This window comes from Chromobacterium sp. ASV23, from assembly GCF_016428945.1.
GTDB lineage: Bacteria > Pseudomonadota > Gammaproteobacteria > Burkholderiales > Chromobacteriaceae > Chromobacterium > Chromobacterium sinusclupearum.
The window spans coordinates 47,949-65,969 of sequence record NZ_JAELTR010000020.1; the positions used below are offsets into that span (position 1 = coordinate 47,949).

Sequence of the window (18,021 nt, forward strand, 5' to 3'; positions counted from 1 at the left end):
TGAATCAATCCGTGCCAATCCCCTCTCTGCGCTCGCGCCACGCATGGCGCGCTACAAAACGCCGCCCTCCCCGTGTACCATGGCCGGCATCGGCGCGCAGCGCCTTCCCAGCCCGTACCCGCCATGTATCCGTATCTGATCGTCAAGCATGCCCATATGGGCTTCGCCATCCTGTCCATCCTGCTGTTCGCCGCGCGCGGCGCGCTGGTGATGGGAGGCCGCGGCCATCTGCTGCAAAACAAGCCGCTGCGCATCGCGCCGCATGTCATCGACACGCTGCTGCTGGGCTGCGCGATTGCGCTGGTGGTGATGGGCGGCTGGCCCATCCTGCACAGCCCCTGGCTGCTGGCCAAGATCATCGGCCTCGTCGCCTATGTGGCGCTCGGCACCATCGCGCTGCGCGGCGCCACGCCCAAGAGCCGGCGTCTGGCCTTCTTCGCCGCGTTGGCGGTGGTCGCCTACATCCTGCTGGTGGCCAAGACCAAGATGGTGCTGCCGCTGCTGTAAAGCCTCCGGCGATCTTGACTGTCCGGTTTCAAACTTCTAGGAAACAGGTAGGGACGGCGGCCGCGCCGTCCATGCCCCATCGCGCCAGTGCGCATGTTCCCGCCTGCCCCAAGCCATTGATGTCGGAGCCTGTGGCCAGATGACCCATTCCCCATGCTTGCTGAAACAGACGCGCGGCTTCTCGCTGATCGAGCTGTTGATCGTGCTGACGCTGGCCGCGCTGATTCTCGGTTTCGCCATTCCCAGCTACCAGGGCTATATGCAGCGCAGCCGCCGCAGCGACGCGCTGGACGCGCTGCATCAGCTGCAGCAGGCGCAGTTGCGCTATCGCGGCTTCAACCAGAATTACGCCGATTCCCTTGAGAAGCTGAAAACGCCGTTTGCCGGCGGCACCAGCGCCCAGGGTTATTACCGGCTGGAAACCGGCGTGCCAAACAACGCGGATGCCGCCTCCAGTTACTTTATCCGCGCCATCGCGGTTGCCGGCGGGGCCCAGTCCGCCGACGCCGAATGCCGGACCATTACGCTGACCCAGCGGCAGCACACCGTCACGCTGGAGCCCTTGCCCTGCTGGGGCCGGCGATGAAAGCCCGTTGGCGCGGCGTCACCCTGATCGAACTGCTCGTCACGCTGACGCTGCTGGCGATCTTGCTGTCGCTGGCGCTGCCGGCCATAGGCCCGTGGATCGCCCGGCAGCAATTGCAGGGCGCGCAGGACGATATCCACCAGAGCCTGGAACTGGCGCGCAAGCTTGCCACCACCCGCCAGAGGCTGGTGTGGGTGGAGTTCAGCCAGCAGAAAGACGGCTGGTTGATGCGGGTGTCCGAACAAAAGATCGCCAATGGCTGCGACACCAGCCGCGACTTGCGCTGCATAAGCAGCGAACAGCATGCAGGCATCGCCCTGAGCGCGCCGGGCAAAGCCCTGCCGCTGCAACTGGCGTTTTCGCCGCTGCGCGGCATGCCGCAAGACGCCGACGGCCCGCTGCAGCACGAAATCAAGCTGCAACTGCGACGCGCGGCCTGCCAACCGGCAGAGCTGCAGCTGCTGTCCACCGGGCTGATCCAAAACGGAGCCGTGCGGTGTCCATGAAAGCGATGCGCGGCATCAGCCTGCTGGAGCTGCTGGTGGGCATGACCATAGGCCTGTTGCTGCTGCTGGCGATGTCCAGCCTGCTGGTCAACCTGTTGGGCGGCCAGGCGCATGACCGCCGCCAAGTCCAATTGGGCGCGATGCTGGACGCCTCGCTATCGCTGATGGCGATGGAGCTGCGCCGCGCCGGCTACTGGAACGGCAACGGCGATGCGCAGAGCAATCCCTACCGCCAGCTGTTCATCGAACAGGGGGGCCGCTGTTTGCGCTACGCCTACGACGCGCCGCCGCCGCAAAACAATGACGGCAAGCGCTTCTTCGCCTTCCGCCTGAGTGGCAATGGCCGCATCCAGCGCCTGACCATCGATCAGACAGGCTGGAGTTGCAACGCGGCAGACGCGCTGTGGGACGATCTGAGCAAGACCGATATCGGCGTCATCGACTCGCTGCGATTCTCCGCCGATGGCACCCATGCCATTGCCCTGGACGTGGCGGCGCACGCTGCCGGCAGCGCCGGCGAGGAGAAGCTGGACATCCACACCAGCGTCACGCTGCGTAATCAGCCGACGGTGAGCGTCCGATGAGCGGCCAGGCAAAACAACGCGGCCTGGCCACGCTGTTCATGGCATTGACGCTGCTGGCGCTGGCCAGCCTGGTGCTGCTGGCCGGTTCGCGCCAACTGGTGCTGGCGCATGCCAACGCGCAAAACCAGCAGCGCTACCATCAAGCCTTGAACTACGCCGAAGAGGGACTGCTCGCCGGGCAAAGCGCGCTGAGCCAGGGCTTGCCGCTGCCGAGCAGCACGCACTACCAACTCAAAATGACCGACCTTGGCGCCAACCGGCTGCGCTTGGAGAGCATCGGTGTTTACGACGGGCATCAGGTTCGGGTGCAGCGGATTTTCATGCAAGGCGCCGACGAGGACCCGCCGCGGAGCGCGCTCACGATTGTCGGCGACCTCAACCTGAGCGGCGCGATCAAGATGATCAGCGACAAGCCGGTCGACATGACCGTCGACGGCGCGGTCACGCTGGACGGCAGCGTGGACAACATCGACACGCTGCAGAGCACCGGCGACATCATCGTCCGCGGCAACCAGACCATCAACACGCTGCACTCCAACGGCAATCTTGAGCTGTCCAACGGCCGTTACCAAACGGTCAAGGCCATGGGCAAGCTGACGTTGACGGGCAGCGCCATGGTCGAGCAATTGGCGCGCGTGAACGGCAACGCGGATTTCCTGAACAGCCCGGGCGGCCAAACCGCCGTCAAGCAGGCGCAGGTGAAGGGCAACGTCCTCATCAATACCGGCGGCGCTCCGCTTGGCGCGCTGGAGACCGAAGGCAAGGTAGACATCCAGCAGTTTGGTGGCATGGCCAGCCTGAAGGCGCTGGGCGATCTGACCATCCAGGGCTGGGGCGCCCCGATATCCGGCGCCATCGCCGGCCGCTTAGGTTACAACACCAATAACCGCGATATCAGCATCCAGGTCGACCCCAAGCTGCAGCTCAAGCTGCAGCCGGTGCCGCCGCTGCAAGTGACCCGGCCGCGCATCGACGCCTACGACTTCCGGCATGAAGCCCACTACCGCTTCGAATACGACGACAAGGGCCGCGTCTTGGTCACCGTGCGCCAGATACATGGCATCCCGGACGGCAGCTACCGGCTGGGCATCGCCACCGACAGCCAGCAACCCAATCATTTATGCCGCGAGCTGGATGCCTCCGGCCGCTGCCTGGCCGGCAACCCCAGCTACCTGATCTGCAAAGGCTACGATCCCAACACCAGCGATTGCTTCGCCGGCAGCGCGCCCGGCCGCTGGAAAATCAACGGCACCACCATGGCCCCCGGCGTGCTGTGGTTCGACGGCGACCTGGAAATCGGCAGCGGCGTCTACCACAACACCTTCATCGCCACCGGCAATATCGTCACCAGCGGCCAGCACGTCAGCTACGCCGTCAACTACGCCGGCCAGATCGGCATCTGCCGCAACAGCGATTTTCCCAACAGCTATCCGCTCGATTACTGTCCAGGCGGCATATTCAAGGGCCGCCCCATCGGCCATGCCGTGCTGCTGGCCGGCGGCTACCGCAACGGAAAATTCCGCGGCGGCAACATCACGCTGGGGGCATCCACCCAGGCATACGGCAATGTCTGGGCCGGCAATATGCTGATCTCCGGTGGCAGCACCACCATCCACGGCTATATCAGCGCGGCCCGACAGAGCAACGATGCCGGCCTGCGCCACAACTGGGGCGGCAGCACCACCATAGACCTGAGCAGCCTGCCCGACAGCTTCAAACCCGGCGTCGATCCCGGCCAGGGCAGCAACAACGGCGCGAAAAAAACGCTGACGGCGCTGCCCTACAGCTGGATGGACAGCGGAGTCGGCTCATGAGACGCCAAACCGGGTTTACCCTGCTGGAAATGATGATCAGCCTGCTGGTGCTGGCGGTTGGCGTGCTCGGCCTGCTGCGGCTGCAAACCGAGCTGCTGCATAGCCAGATGGCCGCCAACGACTACAACACCGCCACCAATCTGGCCCAGGCGGTGCTGGAGCAGCGGCATAACGGCGCGCTCGTCGATTGCGCCCAAGCCGACTATGCCGCGTTTCGCGGCAACGGCGCGCTGTCCCGCTTCCGCTGCCGGCGCGAAGAAAAAGACAACACCATCACGGTCTATATGCAATGGACCGACAGCCAAGGCGATGAGAACACGCTGCGCCTGAGCGCGCCCACCGTCCTGAACGTCGTCCCGCCGCCGGCCAAGTGACTGCCGCGCTTGACCCAAAGCAAGGGCTGGCCAGGCGGCATCTGCTACTGTCGCCGCATTTCCCCTATCTGTGACTTTCCATGCCAGCCAGACAGCATCTGCCGGAACTGGTGTGCCCGGCGGGCAGCCTGCCCGCGCTCAAGGCCGCCGTCGACAACGGCGCCGACACCGTCTATTTCGGCCTGAAGAACGATACCAACGCCCGCAATTTCGCCGGGCTCAACTTCGACGAACACACCGCCCGCATCGGCATCCGCTACGCGCGAGACCGCGGCCGCAAGACCCTGCTGGCCATCAACACCTACGCCCAGGGCGGCGACATCGCCCGCTGGCAGCGCGCGGTGGACCAAGCCGCCGACCTGGGCGTGGACGCCGTGATCCTGGCCGACCTGGGCCTTTTGGCCTACGCCCGCAGCCGCCATCCGGATCTGCGGCTGCACCTGTCGGTGCAAGGCTCCGCCACCAATCGCGAGGCGCTGCGGCTGGCGCATGAGCTGTTCGGCATCCAGCGCGCCGTGCTGCCACGCGTGCTGACGCTGGAGCAAGTGCGGCAGGTGATCGAACACAGTCCGGTGGAGATAGAGGTCTTCGGCTTCGGCAGCCTCTGCGTGATGGTGGAAGGCCGTTGCCTGCTGTCCAGCTACGCCACCGGCGAATCGCCGAACAGCCATGGCGTGTGTTCGCCGGCCAAGTTCGTGCAATGGCAGCAGGGACCGAACCACCTCGATGCCCGGCTGGGCGGCATCCTGATCGACCGCTACGCCAAGGACCAACCCGCGGGCTACCCCACGCTGTGCAAGGGCCGCTTTGAAGTGAACGACGACACCTATTACGCGCTGGAAGAGCCCACCAGCCTGAACGTGCTGCCGATGCTGCCGCAGCTGCTGGAGATAGGCGTGGCCGCCATCAAGGTGGAGGGCCGCCAGCGCAGCCCGGCCTATGTCGCCCAGGTCACCCGCGTACTGCGCCAGGCGCTGGACGCCGCCGGCCGCGAACGGCAGCGTTTCATGGTGCAGGCGGCATGGCAGCAGGCGCTGAACAAGGTGGCGGAAGGCTGCCAGCAAACGCTGGGCGCCTACAACCGCCCGTGGAAATAAGCGCGAGGAGTCCCGCATGAACGCCATCCCATTGAAGCTCTCGCTCGGCCCGGTGCTGTTTTTCTGGAGCCGCGACGACATCCTGCGTTTCTACGCCGAGGCGGCCGGCTGGCCGCTCGACACCATTTATCTGGGTGAAGTGGTCTGCGGCCGCCGCCAGCAGATGCGCGGCCAGGACTGGATTGCGCTGGCCGCCGACCTGGCCGCCACCGGCCGCGAAGTCGTGCTCAGCTGCCAGGCCCTGATCGAGAGCGAATCCGATATCAAGCGCGTGCGCAAACTGGTGGAGAACGGCGAGCTGGCGATCGAGGCCAATGACCTGGGCGCGGCCAGCCTGGCGCGCGAAAAACGCCTGCCCTTCGTCGCCGGTCCGCATCTCAACATCTACAACGCCGACACGCTGGCGGTGATGGAAATGCTGGGCGCCTACCGCTGGCTACCGCCGGTGGAGATGAGCCGCGACACGCTGGCCGGTGTGCTGGCGGAAGCGCATCGTCAGCAACTCAGCATGGAGACCGAGGTTTTCGCCTGGGGCCGCCTGCCGCTGGCGCTGTCGTCGCGCTGCTTCACCGCCCGCCACTACAACTTGAACAAGGACGACTGCCAGTTCCGCTGCCTGGAGCATCCAGACGGCTTGACGCTGAGCACGCGCGACCGTCAGGGCTTCCTCGCCATCAACGGCACCCAGACCCTGTCCGACGGCTGCCAGGCCTTGCTGCCGCACTTGCGGGACATGCACGACATCGGCGTGCGGCGCGTCCGCATCAGTCCGCAATCGCAAGGCACCGACGCGGTGGTGCGGGCCTTCGCCCAGCTGCTGCGGCAGCCGGAACCCATCGACACCCTCTTGCCGACACTGGCCGGCCAAGCGCCCGGCGAACTGGTGGACGGCTATTGGCGCGGCCAGGCCGGCATCCGCCCATTGGAGAAACAACATGCGCATTCCTGACCTGACGCTGCCTTCCGCCGTGGCCGGCCTGCTGTCTCGGCTGCCGGCCACGCCGCCCAGCCAGTTGTTGGCGACCACGCTGAACCAGTTGGCCAAGCGCGGCGTTTTGCCCGTCGACATGGCGCTGCTGGCCGGCAAGCGCTTCGAGATTCGGCTGGAGGACGCCGGACTCACCCTGACCCTCGCCGCGTCCGACAGCCGGTTTTCCGCCGCCAACGGCCCAGCGGACCTGACACTGGCGGCAAACTGCGCCGACTTCGCCCGCATGCTGCTGCGCGAGGAAGACCCGGACACGCTGTTCTTCAACCGCAAGCTGCGCATCGAGGGCGACACCGAGCTAGGCCTGATCGTCAAGAATCTGCTGGACAGCATAGACTGGAGCGAAACGCCGCTGTCGCGGCTGATGGCGGCTTGACGCGCCGCGGCTTGCCCCGCTCTTCGCCATGGGCTAGCAAGAAGCTAGACCTGCCGAAGATGGGGCATCATGAAATACTGGCCATACAAAGAACGGCGGATTTGGATAGAGCTGGCCTGGATTGCCGCGTTCAACCTGGCGTGCTTTGCGCTGTTCGTTTATTTCGAACTCTTCGACAAGCTGGATGATTGGTTCCACAACCATCCCGATACCCCGCTGGATGAGGTGATGCTGGTCGGCTTCTCGCTGGCGGTGTCCATGACGGTATTCGCCATCCGCCGCCTGCGCGAAGCGCGCGGTCTGCTCAAGGTGCTGCGGCGGCAGGCCGAGCGTGACGACATCACCAATCTGGCCAACCGCCGCCGCGCCAACCAGATGTTGCAGCGCGAAACCGAACGCAGCTTCCGCTCCAACCGCCCCTTTTCCGTGCTATTGATCGATATTGATCACTTCAAGTGCATCAATGACAACCATGGCCACCAGGTTGGCGACGCGGTGCTGCATCGCTTTGCCAAAGTCCTGCAAACACGCGCTCGCCAGCTCGACACGGTGGCGCGCTGGGGCGGGGAGGAGTTCATCGTCGTCTGCCCCGAAACCGGGCAACTGGGCGCGTTGCAGCTGGCGGCCGACATTGGCCGGCTGTTGCAGGAAACCGATTTCGCCCCGGTGTCCGCCGTCACCGCCAGCATAGGCGTCGCCACGCTGCAGGAAGACGACACCCCGGATAGCCTGATTCATCGCGCCGACATGCGGCTGTATGCCGCCAAACAGGCCGGCCGCAATAGGGTTGTGGGAGAGTTTGGAACAGACGAACCCTTGAGCGCATGAAAAAAGCCGGCAATGCCGGCCTTTTTCATGGCAAGACGCAATCGATCAGACGATGCCTATGCTTTGTTGCACCGCGCTGCGCTTGGCGCTCAGGTCCAATCCCGGCAGGTCGGCCATGATGTCCGGATGATCCGCCAGCTTCTCCACCACGAAATCGACGAATACGCGGGTACGCGGCGCGATATGGTCGCGATGCGGGAAGCAGATGTAGATCGACCGCTCCAGCGACACCATGTCGGTCAGCACCGGTTCCAGTTCGCCATTGCGGATCAGATGCACCACCTCGTGGCCCGGCAATTGCGCCACCCCCATGCCCAGCCTGGCCAGCTCGGCCACCGCCTCCATGTCGTTCAGAGTATAAGTGCCGTTCACCTCAACCGGGATGCGCTCGCCCTTGCGGTCGAACTCCCATTTGAACAAGCGGCCGGACGTCGGGAACTGGAAGTTGATGCAGTCATGATTGCCCAATTCCTCCGGCGTGGTCGGCCGGCCATAGCGGTCCCAATAGGCCGGCGACGCCACCACATACAGCGGCATCTGCGACAGATTGCGCGCCACCATCCGGCTGTCCGGCATCATGCCGGTGCGCACGCCCACATCGTAGCCGTCCTCGATCAGGTCACTGAAGTGGTCGTCCAGGCCGAAGAAAACGCGAACCTTGGGATAGCGCTCGCAGAACTCGCCCATGATGGGCAGAATGAAGCGTCGGCCAAAGGAGTTGGGCATGCTGACGCGCAGATGCCCGGCCGGCTCATCGCGGCTCGCCTTCAGTTGGTTGATGGCAGAATCCAGATTATTGACCGGACCACGGCACTGCGCGTAAAAACGGCGACCATCCTCGGTCAGCGTCAACTGGCGCGTGGTGCGGTTGAACAGGCGCACTTCCAGCTCCTGTTCCAGTCTGGCGATACTCTGGCTGATGGCAGCCGGCGACACGCCGAGCTTGCGGGCCGCATCCGAAAAACTGCCGTTTTCAGCAGTGGTCATGAAGACCATTAGAGCTTTTAAGGTATCCATAGGCGAGGCGATTCCTGAACTGGCATGTTGCGCACGGGTCTTGAACGACTAGGACCATGGGGCGAACACCGCCGTTCACGGGATTGAATGTAAATACTTAAAAAAGATTACACCACTCCCGCATGATATTGAAGATTCTTCTAAAAAATGGTCATCACGTCACCAGCCTCATTCACTACAGAACCCACACTTCCCCAACTGCCTGCCAGCCCTTATCGCCGAGGTGACGAGGCCAGTCATGTTTATTTTTTATGCGAAGCAATTATGCGCTTTTAAGCGTTTGCTTGCCAGAATTTATTAGCTTTTGCTTACAATTTATGCCTTCGTTCTGAGGCTTTGATGCGACAAACCGTGCCAGATTCCCAATCGAGCTTGTATAGCGCAAGCGATGGCCTGTGGGTGCCCTCAAACTTCCCACATGGCATAAATTGCCACCTGAAAAATAGAGAATGTCAAGAATTTATCAGCAATAAAGCGGTTACATATTGTAAAGGTCTTGCCAATGACAAACAAAGCTGTGATTTATCAGTATTTTTCCTAGGATCAGCAGAAGGACAAATTTGGTATACTGACGGACGGAAAAACAACAATCCACATGGTTTTTGCGCCAAGGTTCTTACATGCAGAAAGCATGTAGGCTACTATTTACCGTGCGCCCTCACAAAATCAAGGAAGACCTGTTCATGGCGATCTCGAAAACCATCAATGCAAGACCCCTTCCTGCCGGCCTGACCACTTCTCAACAGTGGACGCTGTTGGAATGGATCCACATGGCGGGACACATCGAGACCGAAAGCGAACTCAAAGTTTTTCTGGATGTCATCCTGGCGCAAGCGCCATCTGACCGGATTGTTCTCGCCCTTGGCAGGCTCAACCACCAAAATCAGATCCAACGCCTTGAGCGCGTCCTGAATGTAAGCTACCCAACCCAATGGCTGGAGCAATATATGAAGGAAAACTATGCCCAGCACGATCCGATTATGCGAATCCATGTCGGACAAGGGCCCGTCATGTGGGAGGAACGCTTCAGCCGCGCCAAAGATGTCGATGAAAAACGCTTCATCGCTGAGGCCACAGCGAATGGCATGGGCTGCGGTGTTACCTTCAGCGCGGCATCGGAACGTAACAATGTTGGCAGTATCCTTTCACTAGCAGGCCGCGAGCCTGGCCGCAATGCAGCCTTGGTGGCCATGCTGAATTGCCTGACCCCACACTTGCATCAGGCAGCCATCCGTATCGCCAACCTGCCACCAGCCTCCCCCAGCAGCATGCCGCTGTCACAACGCGAATATGACATCTTCCATTGGATGAGCCGCGGCAAAACCAATTGGGAAATCGCCACCATCCTAGATATCAGCGAGCGGACCGTGAAATTCCACGTAGCCAACGTAATTCGCAAACTTAATGCGAATAATCGTACTCACGCCATCGTTTTGGGCATGCATCTGGCAATGCAACATTCAAGCGCAACGAGTGAATAGCCTCCATGTTCACAGCATGCCAATCGAAATAACCCGCCATGGACATCACGCCACCATCCAATGGCCGGGGCACCCCAAGTGGACGAACCGGTAGGCCTAGCGATACCAACCGCCGGTACATGCTGGGCACCACAACAAAATACATCCAGCGCAAATTATTCCATTCCGCCCATTGCCATAATCCGAGATATAGCAACTGGGCTGCAGAGCCTCGAAGTTGTGGACTCAGGGTCGGATCCACTGCAAATCGCGAAATTTCTGCACTATTTCCTCCTTTCCGGATCGTCTCTCTGCTACTTAGCAAACGAGAAAAATCCTTTTCCAGCATATAGTCTTGCGTTCCCGGCGTGAACCTCAAAGAACCAACTACATCTTTTGATTGGCATATCGCCAGATTATTGGAAACGACATCATACTCATCCCGATCTGACCCATTCGGCGCTACGGGCAACCACCCCAAACTCTCTCTGAAAACTCTGTGTCGAAACGACATCAAATCTTTCTCAGTCTTTTGGTCCACCACTTGTTCCAGAGTCAAGCCATCCAGTTGCAATGCATAAAAAGTTCCCACCATAGCCTCCTATTTTGATTTTGCTTCGGCAGGTGGTACTGTAAAGCGAGTAGTCAAGTCCCGAATCTGGCATAACTGTCAGACTCTTTAAACCAGTTAAAATATATAATTAAAAGTTTAGCTTTTGTAAGCTATAACTTTTCGTTCGATAAACCATCATTACATATACCAATTTTTCCTGATCACACCACAATGAATGCCTTTACCAGTTGCAACCCCGCCACCGGGGAGGTCTGCTACACCCGCCCCACTTGGCACGCCCACGAGCTTGACCTGGCGCTGAAACAATTGAGCGCAGCACAAGACTGTTGGGCCGCGTTGACGGTAGAACAGCGCGCAGCCCAGCTTCTGCGCTTGGCGGAGCAGCTGGCCCAACAACGCGATGCCTTGGCCTACCTGATCACCCAGGAAGTCGGCAAACGCACCGGCGAATGTTTGGCCGAAATCGACAAATCGGTGCAATTGATCCGTTACTACGCGGCATTGGCGCCTGAGCTATTGCAATCACTGCAGATTCCCACCCAGGCTAGCCGCAGCGGCGTGGCGTTCGAGCCGCTCGGACTGGTTCTGGCCGTGATGCCGTGGAACTATCCCATCTGGCAAGTGCTGCGTTTCGCCATTCCCGCGCTGATGTCCGGCAACGCCTGCCTGGTCAAGCCGGCGCCCTCGGTTCCGCAATGCAGCCAATTGCTGCTGGACTGCATCCGCCAATCCGGACTGGCGGTGATGGACATGGCGTGGATTGATACCGAGCTGGTGGAGGACGCCATCCGCCGTTGCGATGCCGTCGCCTTCACCGGCTCCACCCACACCGGCAGAATCATCGCCTCGCTGGCCGGCAAGCATCTGAAGAAAACGGTGCTGGAACTCGGCGGCAGCAACCCCTTCATCGTGCTCGCCGATGCCGATATCGAAGCCGCCGCCCGCGATGCCGCCAACTCGCGTTTTCGCGATGCCGGCCAGAGCTGCAATGCCGCCAAGCGGATGATCGTGGTGCCGGAAGTGGCGGACGCCTTCGTCGAGGCCTTTTGCGCCGAAGCCGCCAAATTGCGCGCCGGCGATCCGCGCGATCCGGCGACGACGCTGTCGCCGCTGACTCGCGCCGACCTCCGGGAAGCCTTGCACGCCCAAGTGCTGGATGCCTGCCATAATGGGGCAAAGCTGCGCTTGGGTGGACAGATGCCGCAGACGCCCGGCTTTTTCTATCCCGCGACCGTACTGGATCGCGTGACAGCCGCCTGCCGGGTCTATCACGAGGAAGTGTTCGGCCCGGTCGCCAGCATTCTGCGCGCCAGCGATGAGGCTGACGCCATCCGCCTGGCAAATGACACGCCATTCGGGCTGGGCGCCAGCATCTACAGCGCCGATAATGAGCGGGCCTGGGCGCTGGCGCGGCAAATTGAAGCCGGCAGCGTGTTCATCAACCGCCACACCAGTTCCGACCTGAGATTGCCGTTTGGCGGCGTCAAAGCGTCGGGCTACGGACGCGAGTTGTCGGAATTCGGCCTGTACGAATTCGTCAACGTCAAAACCTATTGGCAGAAGTAGCGGGCACCAACAGCAACAAAGGAGTGCAGCGCCGCCCAAGGCTCAAAATGCGAAGAGCGGCGCCAAGCAAAATCAGCGCTTGGTTTCAAGCCGCAATAGAAAAAGGGGCTGCAAGGCCCCTTTTCTGCTGCTGGCGTGGCCATCAGTGCAAACGCGCCACGCTTTGCGACAACGGCATGCCGGCCTCACGCAGACAATCGGCCAAGTCGCGCCAAGCGGCGTCGCGGTCCGGCGCCACATCCGGCACCACCAGCCAAGGCACGCGCGCTTCCACCTCATCGCGCCCCTTCACCCGCAAGGCCACTTCAAAGCCCTGGATTTCGGGCTGATACTCGGCCACCGCTTCCAGCTTGTCGATGCCGCCCTGGCTGGCGGCCAGCAAGGCTGCTGTCACGCCCAGACGCTTGCGGTTCCAGGCGCGCATGCCGCTGGATAAGGCCTCCCACCACGGCAAGGGAGCAAACAGTTCCGCCTCGCCATACTCCATCTCGGCGGCAACCGCTTGCTGCACCAGCGGCATGGCCACATCCAGCGCCCGGCGGGCCAAGCGGCGCGCCTTGTCCATCGGCAGCGCGCCGCGCTCCACAAGGAATGGAATCCACGCCATCACCAACTGCGGATCATTCGTCTTGCGCGCCGCCTCATAAGTGGCGCGCGACGATTCCGGGTCCAGCGGCGCGAAATCGCAGCCGGCGTCCATCACCGGCGCCAGTTGCACCAGATCCTGGCAACCACGCTCATTCAGCATGTCCACGGTGAACAGGGTGGGCGAAATCCACAGAATCGACTTTTCCGGCACCTCCAGCGCATCGGCCAAGGCCACCTCCAAGGCTTCCAGCCGCGGGAAATGCCACCATACGCCTCCCTGGCTGCGAGAGAAGGCAAACGGCAACGCCCACAGTTCAAACGACACCACGGAGCCGTCCTTGCGCAGCACTTCGGGGAAGGCAACGGCATCGCGCGCGCGCTGGATCAGCAATTGCCGCGCGTCCGGCTCCGCCAGCAAGGCCAGCTGGGCCTCGGTGAACACGGCCTGATCGCCGGCCATCAGCGCCATCTGCACGGCGGCAGCCAGTTGCATGCCGCCCATGGGCTTGCCCATCGCCAGGCGGGCCTGCTCGATCAACTGGCTAATCGCCTGCTGACGCTCGGCCGGGGGCAATGGCTTGGTCGGCCCCGTTCGCATCTCGCGCGGCGGCGGACCGGCGGCGTCGCGCTCGGCATAGGCTTTCTGCAGTTTCTGGTAGGCGCGCATCGCCTCATCGCAGATATCCTGCAACTGGCCGACATTGGGTTCGACCTCATCATAGAAATTGAAGTCGAACAGCCTCAGCCGCAAATTGCAGACATAGACCGTGATCTTCTCCGCCTCGTCATACAGTACGGCGCTGGCCAAGCCCTCGCTTTCGCGGCCGGGAAAATCGGTATCATCGTTGCCTACAAGCCGGCAAATGAAGGCAGGGGATTCGGTATGTACCAGGTATTCGCTCCCCTCCAAGCCCTCGTCATCGACGGCATCGCCGAAAATAAAGCGGCTGGGCAGGAAAGGCTCGCCCCGGATGCGGGCGTTGCGCGGCAGAGATTTCATTCAGACAACACTATCAAGGGATTACAGTCACCCATTGTAGCGCCGCAGCCTCCCCGCATGAAGTCCAAAGAGCGAATTAGCCCTGCCGCGCCATGAAATGGGCCAGATCGCATCGCTGCCGGCCCGCCGCATCGAAATTGATCGGATGCAACCAGCTCTCCAAGGCCAGGCGCCTCGCCGACCACTCGTGATCCAGCATAGAGAAACAGGCCGCGTCGCGATTGCGTCCCTTGCTGACCCGGCGTTGCCGCCACAGGCACTCGAACGTGAAGCCCAAACGCAAGGCGGCGCGCGCCGACGATGCGTTATGCGCGTCGCAACGCCACTCGCAGCGGCGGTAATTCAGCTCGAATACCTGCTTCAGCATCAGATACATCGCCTCCGTCGACAGCCGGCTGCGGCGCATGGCCGGCGAAAAATGCACCCCGCCGATTTCGACGCAGCCGTCTTCAGGCTGGGCATTCATATACGCGGCCATACCCTGCGCCATGCCGCTATCGGCATCGATCAGCGCGTAATAGCAGGTACGCTTGACCTGGATCGCGCTCGCCAGCCAGGACTGCCATGCATCGAAGGACGCGAACGGTCCCTGATTCAGATACGTCCAGTTCGCGCGGCTGGCATCGGCATGCAGGCAGATAAACAAGTCCCGTCCATGCCGCGCCGCATCCAAGGCCTCCAGGCGGCAGAAGCGGCCCTGCAAGACAATACTCGGCGGCCAAGCCGCCCCGCTCCATCGATCTACCTCGCAACCGACAGGCTGCCCCACGGCATTGAAAGCCGCCGCTTGAGCCAGCGCGCCCGTATCCGCGACCAAGCTCAAGCCGCCGCCTCCGCAGCAAACTCCGAGAGACTGCGCAATTGCCGCCCTTGCGCGTCGAAATTGGCATCCGCCAACCACTCTTCCAGCGCTCGCCGCCGCTGCGGCCACTCATGGTCCAGAATGGAGAACCAGGCGGTATCCCGGTTGCGTCCCTTATTGGTGCGCGCCTGGCGGAACAAGCCTTCAAAGGTGAAACCCAGCCGCAGCGCGGCCTTCACCGACGGAGCGTTCTGGGCGTCGCATTTCCACTCGTAACGCCGATAGCCGAGCTCAAACGCATTGCGCATCATCAGGTACATCGCCTCGGTGGCCAAGCGACTGCGCTGCAGGCGCGGAGAGAAATTGAGAAATCCCACTTCGATGCAACCGTCGGCAGGCGCAATGCGCAGATAGCTGCACAAGCCGATAGCCACATCGTCCCTGGCATCGACGATCGCATAAAACTGCGGATCCTCCCGTCCGGCATGGGCCTGCATCCAAGTCTGCCAATCCTCCAGACTGTGAAACGGGCCGTGGCTAAGGTAGGTCCAGTTGGCACCGCCCGCCATCTGATGCAAGGCTTCGTACAACTGAGCGCCATGCCGCTCGGCATCCAGCGGCTCCACTCGGCCATGCCTCCCGGTCAGGACTTGGCGCGGCGGGTATGTCGCGCCCGTCCAGCCCTCTACTGGCAAGCCCACCCACTGCCCGGTCGAAATCTGCTCGGCCGGCTGCGCCAGCGCGTCCCAGTCAGCACGCATCGCATACGTCCTTGCCGCAGCCGGCGTGCAGCGTCGTGGCGTAGCCATCACGCTTCCACCAATCGATGCCGCCCTGCAGCTCCTTGACCTTGAAACCAAGCCGGGTCAACTTCAGTGCGCCCTTGGTGGAGCCGTTGCAGCCAATGCCGTCGCAAAAAGTGACGTAGGTGCGCTCGCGCGCAAGATGGGCGGTGCTTTCCTCAGTCATCAGCCGGTGCGGCAGGCTGATCGCTCCGGGAATGGTTTCATGGGCAAACGCTTCCGCACTGCGGGTATCGACTAATACCAGCGAGTCATCGCCTTGGGCGAAAACCTGCGCCACATCGGCGGCATCCATCTCATACGCCAACTTGGCGGCATAGAACGCTTCCTGACTGATCATCACCTTGCTCCAGCACGTTACGATGCTGTTATCCTACGACACAAGCAGCACCATCTGAAGGACCACATTCATTAATTTGATGGAACCACCTTGAATCGCGACTGGCTCTGTTCTTACCTCAAACCCCGGCTGCTGCGCGGCCAGGGGGAAAACCTGTCACGCCAACTGTATCGACACCTGCGAGAGCTGATCCGCCAAACCCGGCTTGCGCCCGGCAGCGCGGTGCCCGCCAGCCGCCAGCTGGCCGAGGCGCTGGCATTGGGTCGCAATACCGTGCTTGCCACATATGAGCAACTGATTGCCGAAGGGTATCTGGAAAGCCGGCATGGTTCGGGCACTTATGTCTGCCAGGCGTTTGCGTCCACGGCATCGCCTGCTCCCGCCGCCTTGCCGCGACGAGAGCTATCGCGGCGCGGCGTACAGCTGCAAGCTTACAGCCTTCTGCCCGCCAGCCAATTTGGCGCCTTCATCCCCGGCCAGCCCGAGCTGGCACGTTTTCCCCATCAGCAATGGCAAAAGTGTCTGGCGCGCAGCCAACGAACCGCGCCGCTGGAATGGATGCATTATCAGCGTGAGGGCGGCCTGCAGGCGCTGCGCCATGCGCTGGCGGAGTACCTGTTCCTGACCCGATCCGTGCGCTGCAGCCCGGAGCAGATCCTGGTCACCAGCGGCACGCAAGTCGGACTGGCGCTCATCGCCAAGCTGTTGGCCGATCCCGGCGACATCGCCTGGCTTGAGGAGCCAGGCTATACCGGCGCCCAAGCCGCGATGCTGGAAGCTGGGCTGGCTTGCCGCCCAGTTCCAGTGGATCAGCATGGACTCGCGCCCCTATCCTGCGCAGCCTCTCCCAAACTGATCTACACCACGCCGGCGCACCAGTATCCAACCGGCGTCATCATGGGGCTGGCGCGGCGGCTGGAACTGTTGCAGACAGCGCGGCATCACGATAGCTGGATCATCGAGGACGACTACGACGGCGAGTTCAGCCATACCGCCAATCCATTAGCCGCCTTGCAAAGCCTGGATCAGGATAATCGCGTCATCTATCTGGGCACCTTCAGCAAGGTGATGTTCCCCGCGCTGAAATTGGGCTATCTTGTGCTGCCGCCTGAACTGGTCGAGGCCTTCCGCCATTGCCAGGCACGGCTGCACGGCGAAACCGGCTACCTCCACCAGGCGGCGCTGGCCGATTTCATCGAGCGCGGCCACTTTGCCCAACACATCCGCAATATGCGCGAACTGTATGCGCACAGGCAGCATCTGCTGCGAACCGCCATGGCGCGCTACCTGGGCGATGCCTTGCCGATATCGGGCGGCGAGGCTGGCATGCATCTGCTGGCCAATCTGCCCTTGGGCTTTGACGAATGGGAGCTGCAGGATGCCGCGGCCAAGCAAGGGCTCTGGCTGCGACCGCTGGCTCGTCACTTCCTGGCCAAAGCCGATCGCAACGGATTGGTGCTCGGTTACGCGGCCGTGCCGGACGAACGCATCGCCCCCGCCAGCCAAGCGCTGGCCAGACTTCTGGAGAGCAGACTGTGACCCAAAAAGCCAACCTCCTGATCAGCGCCTGCCTGCTGGGACAGCCAGTGCGCTATGACGGCCAATCCAAACCCATGCGCGATGTCGACTGGACGAAGATCCACGATAGATTCGAACTCATTCCAGCCTGTCCGGAGTGCCTGGGCGGTCTTCCCACGCCAAGACCCGCGGCAGAGATCATAGGCGGCTCGGGCAATGATGTGCTGACGCAGCAAGCATCGGTCCAAACCGGAGACGGGCAGGATGTCAGCCTGGCATTCATCACCGGAGCTTGGCAAACCTTGCGCCTGGCCCAACAGGGTGACTGCAAACTGGCGCTGCTAAAGGCCAACAGCCCATCCTGTGGCAATCGGCAAATCTACGATGGCAGTTTCGGCAAAACCTTGCGCGACGGCCAAGGCGTGACCGCCAGCCTGTTGAGCCAACATGGCATCCGAGTGTGGAATGAAGAGGAAGTCGATGCCTTGCTGCGGCAGGATGGGGACGACTAGCCCCCTAAACGCCAAAGCCCCGGCAGTGTCTGTCGGGGCGGGTGTCGCGCATTCGGCGCGCGCAAAGCACAAAGCCCAGCTCGTGTGAGCTGGGCTTTGTCGTATGAGGCGTCTGGCGGTGTCCTACTTTCACATGGCGAATGCCACACTATCATCGGCGCTAAGGCGTTTCACGATCCTG

Annotated in this window: 20 protein-coding genes; 14 read left to right on the top strand and 6 right to left on the bottom strand. The window is 62.0% G+C overall.

Features of this window, described 5'->3' with window-relative positions; all coding sequences use genetic code 11:
- The first annotated feature begins 123 nt into the window (after positions 1-123).
- From JHD59_RS10460 to JHD59_RS10505, 10 genes are all read left to right on the top strand, one after another.
- Positions 124-507 carry a SirB2 family protein gene (locus JHD59_RS10460; RefSeq protein WP_103319593.1) on the top strand — a complete coding sequence of 128 codons (384 nt, stop codon included), beginning with the start codon at positions 124-126 and terminating at the stop codon, positions 505-507.
- Positions 508-646: 139 nt separating this feature from the next.
- Complete coding sequence (locus JHD59_RS10465; protein WP_199154182.1) at positions 647-1,093, top strand: type IV pilin protein; 447 nt, start codon at positions 647-649, stop codon at positions 1,091-1,093.
- On the top strand, positions 1,090-1,599 hold the full coding sequence (locus JHD59_RS10470) for a GspH/FimT family protein (RefSeq protein ID WP_199154183.1): 510 nt from the start codon (positions 1,090-1,092) through the stop codon (positions 1,597-1,599). The genes JHD59_RS10465 and JHD59_RS10470 overlap by 4 nt, the downstream gene beginning before the upstream one ends.
- Positions 1,590-2,183: a hypothetical protein gene (locus JHD59_RS10475; RefSeq protein WP_199154184.1), complete on the top strand. Its 594-nt coding sequence runs from the start codon at positions 1,590-1,592 to the stop codon at positions 2,181-2,183. Before JHD59_RS10470 ends, JHD59_RS10475 begins: the two co-directional genes overlap by 10 nt.
- Entirely contained in the window at positions 2,180-3,997 is a 1,818-nt protein-coding gene (locus tag JHD59_RS10480; protein WP_199154185.1) for a hypothetical protein, read from the top strand. The genes JHD59_RS10475 and JHD59_RS10480 overlap by 4 nt, the downstream gene beginning before the upstream one ends.
- The gene (locus tag JHD59_RS10485) at positions 3,994-4,371 is read left to right on the top strand and encodes a prepilin-type N-terminal cleavage/methylation domain-containing protein (protein ID WP_158248738.1); all 378 of its coding nucleotides are present in this window, start codon (positions 3,994-3,996) and stop codon (positions 4,369-4,371) included. The genes JHD59_RS10480 and JHD59_RS10485 overlap by 4 nt, the downstream gene beginning before the upstream one ends.
- An 80-nt stretch (positions 4,372-4,451) precedes the next feature.
- Positions 4,452-5,468: a peptidase U32 family protein gene (locus tag JHD59_RS10490; RefSeq protein ID WP_199154186.1), complete on the top strand. Its 1,017-nt coding sequence runs from the start codon at positions 4,452-4,454 to the stop codon at positions 5,466-5,468.
- Between the two features lie 16 nt (positions 5,469-5,484).
- Positions 5,485-6,417 carry a U32 family peptidase gene (locus JHD59_RS10495; RefSeq protein ID WP_199154187.1) on the top strand — a complete coding sequence of 311 codons (933 nt, stop codon included), beginning with the start codon at positions 5,485-5,487 and terminating at the stop codon, positions 6,415-6,417.
- Entirely contained in the window at positions 6,404-6,832 is a 429-nt protein-coding gene (locus JHD59_RS10500) for an SCP2 domain-containing protein (RefSeq protein WP_199154188.1), read from the top strand. The genes JHD59_RS10495 and JHD59_RS10500 overlap by 14 nt, the downstream gene beginning before the upstream one ends.
- A 69-nt stretch (positions 6,833-6,901) precedes the next feature.
- Entirely contained in the window at positions 6,902-7,660 is a 759-nt protein-coding gene (locus JHD59_RS10505; RefSeq protein ID WP_103319580.1) for a GGDEF domain-containing protein, read from the top strand.
- Positions 7,661-7,705: 45 nt separating this feature from the next.
- Here the strand turns inward: JHD59_RS10505 and JHD59_RS10510 are convergent, their stop codons facing one another.
- On the bottom strand, positions 7,706-8,677 hold the full coding sequence (locus tag JHD59_RS10510; RefSeq protein ID WP_199154189.1) for a LysR family transcriptional regulator: 972 nt from the start codon (positions 8,675-8,677) through the stop codon (positions 7,706-7,708).
- Between the two features lie 683 nt (positions 8,678-9,360).
- Here JHD59_RS10510 and JHD59_RS10515 point away from each other — a divergent pair.
- The gene (locus tag JHD59_RS10515; RefSeq protein ID WP_199154190.1) at positions 9,361-10,158 is read left to right on the top strand and encodes a LuxR family transcriptional regulator; all 798 of its coding nucleotides are present in this window, start codon (positions 9,361-9,363) and stop codon (positions 10,156-10,158) included.
- Here the strand turns inward: JHD59_RS10515 and JHD59_RS10520 are convergent.
- A complete protein-coding gene (locus tag JHD59_RS10520) occupies positions 10,079-10,729 on the bottom strand; it encodes an acyl-homoserine-lactone synthase (RefSeq protein ID WP_199154191.1) in 651 nt (216 codons plus the stop codon). The genes JHD59_RS10515 and JHD59_RS10520 overlap by 80 nt on opposite strands.
- A gap of 192 nt (positions 10,730-10,921) precedes the next feature.
- Between JHD59_RS10520 and JHD59_RS10525 the strand changes: the two genes are divergently transcribed.
- On the top strand, positions 10,922-12,277 hold the full coding sequence (locus tag JHD59_RS10525; RefSeq protein WP_199154192.1) for an aldehyde dehydrogenase family protein: 1,356 nt from the start codon (positions 10,922-10,924) through the stop codon (positions 12,275-12,277).
- A gap of 142 nt (positions 12,278-12,419) precedes the next feature.
- On the opposite strand, the gene JHD59_RS10530 is transcribed toward JHD59_RS10525, so the two are convergent.
- The 4 genes from JHD59_RS10530 to JHD59_RS10545 all read right to left on the bottom strand — a co-directional run bounded on the left by JHD59_RS10530 (position 12,420) and on the right by JHD59_RS10545 (position 15,810).
- Positions 12,420-13,865 carry a hypothetical protein gene (locus tag JHD59_RS10530; protein WP_199154193.1) on the bottom strand — a complete coding sequence of 482 codons (1,446 nt, stop codon included), beginning with the start codon at positions 13,863-13,865 and terminating at the stop codon, positions 12,420-12,422.
- Positions 13,866-13,941: 76 nt separating this feature from the next.
- Entirely contained in the window at positions 13,942-14,688 is a 747-nt protein-coding gene (locus JHD59_RS10535; RefSeq protein WP_233163994.1) for a GNAT family N-acetyltransferase, read from the bottom strand.
- A complete protein-coding gene (locus tag JHD59_RS10540; protein WP_233163995.1) occupies positions 14,685-15,428 on the bottom strand; it encodes a GNAT family N-acetyltransferase in 744 nt (247 codons plus the stop codon). Before JHD59_RS10540 ends, JHD59_RS10535 begins: the two co-directional genes overlap by 4 nt.
- Positions 15,418-15,810 (bottom strand): rhodanese-like domain-containing protein, encoded by a 393-nt coding sequence (locus JHD59_RS10545; protein ID WP_199154194.1) that lies wholly within the window; start codon positions 15,808-15,810, stop codon positions 15,418-15,420. The genes JHD59_RS10540 and JHD59_RS10545 overlap by 11 nt, the downstream gene beginning before the upstream one ends.
- Positions 15,811-15,900: 90 nt before the next feature.
- On the opposite strand from JHD59_RS10545, the gene JHD59_RS10550 reads away from it, so the two are divergent.
- Positions 15,901-17,349 (top strand): PLP-dependent aminotransferase family protein, encoded by a 1,449-nt coding sequence (locus JHD59_RS10550; protein WP_199154195.1) that lies wholly within the window; start codon positions 15,901-15,903, stop codon positions 17,347-17,349.
- Positions 17,346-17,840, top strand: coding sequence for a DUF523 domain-containing protein (locus JHD59_RS10555; RefSeq protein ID WP_199154196.1), 495 nt, complete (start codon positions 17,346-17,348; stop codon positions 17,838-17,840). Before JHD59_RS10550 ends, JHD59_RS10555 begins: the two co-directional genes overlap by 4 nt.
- Positions 17,841-18,021 lie beyond the last annotated feature (181 nt).

Bases quoted from the DNA above. Each gene is read 5' to 3' on its own strand.
- JHD59_RS10460 (WP_103319593.1), top strand. From the start codon at position 124: ATGTATCCGTATCTGATCGTCAAGCATGCCCATATGGGCTTCGCCATC.
- JHD59_RS10465 (WP_199154182.1), top strand. From the start codon at position 647: ATGACCCATTCCCCATGCTTGCTGAAACAGACGCGCGGCTTCTCGCTG.
- JHD59_RS10470 (WP_199154183.1), top strand. From the start codon at position 1,090: ATGAAAGCCCGTTGGCGCGGCGTCACCCTGATCGAACTGCTCGTCACG.
- JHD59_RS10480 (WP_199154185.1), top strand. From the start codon at position 2,180: ATGAGCGGCCAGGCAAAACAACGCGGCCTGGCCACGCTGTTCATGGCA.
- JHD59_RS10485 (WP_158248738.1), top strand. From the start codon at position 3,994: ATGAGACGCCAAACCGGGTTTACCCTGCTGGAAATGATGATCAGCCTG.
- JHD59_RS10490 (WP_199154186.1), top strand. From the start codon at position 4,452: ATGCCAGCCAGACAGCATCTGCCGGAACTGGTGTGCCCGGCGGGCAGC.
- JHD59_RS10495 (WP_199154187.1), top strand. From the start codon at position 5,485: ATGAACGCCATCCCATTGAAGCTCTCGCTCGGCCCGGTGCTGTTTTTC.
- JHD59_RS10500 (WP_199154188.1), top strand. From the start codon at position 6,404: ATGCGCATTCCTGACCTGACGCTGCCTTCCGCCGTGGCCGGCCTGCTG.
- JHD59_RS10505 (WP_103319580.1), top strand. From the start codon at position 6,902: ATGAAATACTGGCCATACAAAGAACGGCGGATTTGGATAGAGCTGGCC.
- JHD59_RS10510 (WP_199154189.1), bottom strand. From the start codon at position 8,677: ATGGATACCTTAAAAGCTCTAATGGTCTTCATGACCACTGCTGAAAAC.
- JHD59_RS10515 (WP_199154190.1), top strand. From the start codon at position 9,361: ATGGCGATCTCGAAAACCATCAATGCAAGACCCCTTCCTGCCGGCCTG.
- JHD59_RS10525 (WP_199154192.1), top strand. From the start codon at position 10,922: ATGAATGCCTTTACCAGTTGCAACCCCGCCACCGGGGAGGTCTGCTAC.
- JHD59_RS10530 (WP_199154193.1), bottom strand. From the start codon at position 13,865: ATGAAATCTCTGCCGCGCAACGCCCGCATCCGGGGCGAGCCTTTCCTG.
- JHD59_RS10540 (WP_233163995.1), bottom strand. From the start codon at position 15,428: ATGCGTGCTGACTGGGACGCGCTGGCGCAGCCGGCCGAGCAGATTTCG.
- JHD59_RS10545 (WP_199154194.1), bottom strand. From the start codon at position 15,810: ATGATCAGTCAGGAAGCGTTCTATGCCGCCAAGTTGGCGTATGAGATG.